Consider the following 2,310-nt stretch of genomic DNA (forward strand, 5'->3'; position numbering starts at 1 on the left):
CCAGGCGCTCGACCTGCTCGACGCCGCGCTGCTGGCCGAGCCGCCGGTGGTCGTGGCCACCCGCCTCGACACCGCCGCGCTGGCGCACGCCGGCGCCGCGCTGCCGCCGCTGCTGAGCCAGCTGGCCACCCGGCCGGCGCGGCGGGTTCTCGACCCGACCGACATGGTGTCGCTGACGGGCCTGCGCGCGCGGCTGGACGGCCTGGCCCCCGAGCAGCGGAGGCGCGAGCTGGTGGAGCTGGTCTGCGGCAACGCCGCCACGGTGTTGGGCCACAGCACCGCGGACGTCGACGGGGAGCAGGCCTTCGGAGACCTCGGCTTCGACTCGCTGACCGCGGTGGAGCTGCGCAACAGGCTCAAAATCGCGACCGGACTGGCCCTTTCGCCCACGCTGATTTTCGATCACCCCACCCCGGCGGCCTTGGCCGAGCATCTCGACGGCCAGCTGAGCACCGGGGCAAGCGGTGAGCCGCCCGACCGCATGGCCCGCTTCAACGACGTGACCCGCGAGTTGCAGGCACTGCTCGGCCGGTCCGACTGGAGCCCCGACGACAAAGCAAAGCTCGTCACCCGGCTGGAAGGCCTGCTGAACACCCTCACCGGGCCGGCGGAAGTGCCCTACCCGGAGTACTCCGACGACCCGTTCGACGACGACATCGCCACCGCCACCGAAAGTCAGCTCTTCGCCATCCTCGACGAAGAGATGGGCCCCTAACATGACCGACGTCGCGGTCATCGGTCTCGCGTGCCGATTCCCCGGCGCGGCAAGCCCCCGCGAGTTCTGGGATCTCATCCGCGACGGCCGCGAGGCGACGCAACTGCCCGGGGACGTCGCGGAGTTCGACGCCGACTTCTTCAGCCTCTCGCCGCGGGAGGCGTCCGCGATGGACCCCCGGCAACGATTGGCGCTCGAACTGGCTTGGGAAGCCTTCGAAGACGCTTTCGTGGTTCCCGAAACCGTTCGCGGAACGGCGATTTCGGTGTACTTCGGGGCGATGGCCGACGATTACGCCGTCCTCACCCTGCGCGACATCGCCGACCACCTCGACCACCATTCGTTCGCCGGCATCAGCCGCGGGATGATCGCCAACCGGGTCTCGTACGCCTTCGGGTTGCAGGGTCCCAGCATGACCGTCGACTCCGGTCAATCGTCGTCGTTGGTTGCCGTGCACCTGGCCTGCGAAAGCCTGCGCGCGGGCGAGTCGGCGCTGGCGATCGCCGGCGGGGTTCACCTGAACCTGGCCGACGAAACGGCAATGCTGGAACGCGAATTCGGCGCGCTGTCGACGTCGGGTCACACCTACGCGTTCGATCGGCGCGCGGACGGCTACGTCCGCGGCGAGGGTGGGGGACTGGTGCTGCTCAAGCCGCTGCCGGCGGCCATGCGGGACGGTGACCGCATTCATGCGGTCATCCGGGGCAGCGCGGCGGGTAATTCCGGGCACACGGCCGCCGGCCAGACGGTGCCGTCGGTTTCCGGTGAGGCCGACGTGATCCGGCGGGCGCTTGCCGCCGCCGGCCTGGGCAGCGGCGACATCGACTACGTGGAGGCGCACGGCACCGGCACGAAGGTCGGCGACGCGGTCGAGGCACGGGCGCTGGGCGAGGTGTTCGGTGCGCGCGAGCATCCGCTGCGGGTGGGGTCGGTGAAGACCAACATCGGCCACGCCGGGGGCGCCGCGGGAATTGCCGGCCTGCTCAAGACCGTGCTGGCAGTGCGGCATTCGGTGCTTCCGCCGAGCCTCAACTACGCCGACGGAAATCCCGACCTCGAATACCTGCGGGTCAACGTCGACGCGCTGCGCTGGCCGGCGGCGGGCCGTCCGCGCCGGGCCGGGGTGTCGTCGTTCGGCATGGGCGGCACCAACGCGCATGTCATCGTGGAACAGGCTCCCGCGCAACAGGATCCGCACGCGGATAAGTGTGACGGGTCAGTGGCGTGGGTGCTGTCGGCCCGCTCGGAGCAGGCCCTGGCCAACCAGGCGCGGCGGCTGGCGGAGCGGGTGGCCCACTCGGGCGTGACCGCGGCGGACGTGGGCTGGTCGTTGGCGACCACGCGCTCGGTGTTCGAGCATCGGGCGGTGCTGGTGGGCTCAGATCGCGACGTGCTGACGCGCGGCCTGGCCGGACTGGCGGCCGGAGGGCCGGCCCCCGGTGTGGTGGTGGGCCGGGCCGGGCCGGCGGGCCAGACGGCCTTCGTGTTTCCCGGCCAAGGCTCGCAATGGCCGGGCATGGGCCGCCAACTGCATCAACGCTTTCCGGCCTTCGCCCACGCCTTCGACGAGGCCGCGGCGGCGATCGACACCCACC

2 protein-coding genes are annotated in these 2,310 nt (G+C 71.4%); both read left to right on the forward strand.

What is annotated here, in order from left to right; genetic code table 11:
- The coding region (locus A5709_RS04105; RefSeq protein WP_231986882.1) for a phosphopantetheine-binding protein at positions 1-715 on the forward strand (715 nt) is incomplete at its 5' end.
- A 1-nt stretch (position 716) separates the two neighbouring features.
- Positions 717-2,310: type I polyketide synthase (locus A5709_RS04110; RefSeq protein ID WP_156767960.1), on the forward strand; the 1,594-nt coding region annotated here is incomplete at its 3' end.

The sequence above is a fragment of the Mycobacterium sp. E1386 genome (genome assembly GCF_001672745.1).
Lineage (GTDB): Bacteria > Actinomycetota > Actinomycetes > Mycobacteriales > Mycobacteriaceae > Mycobacterium.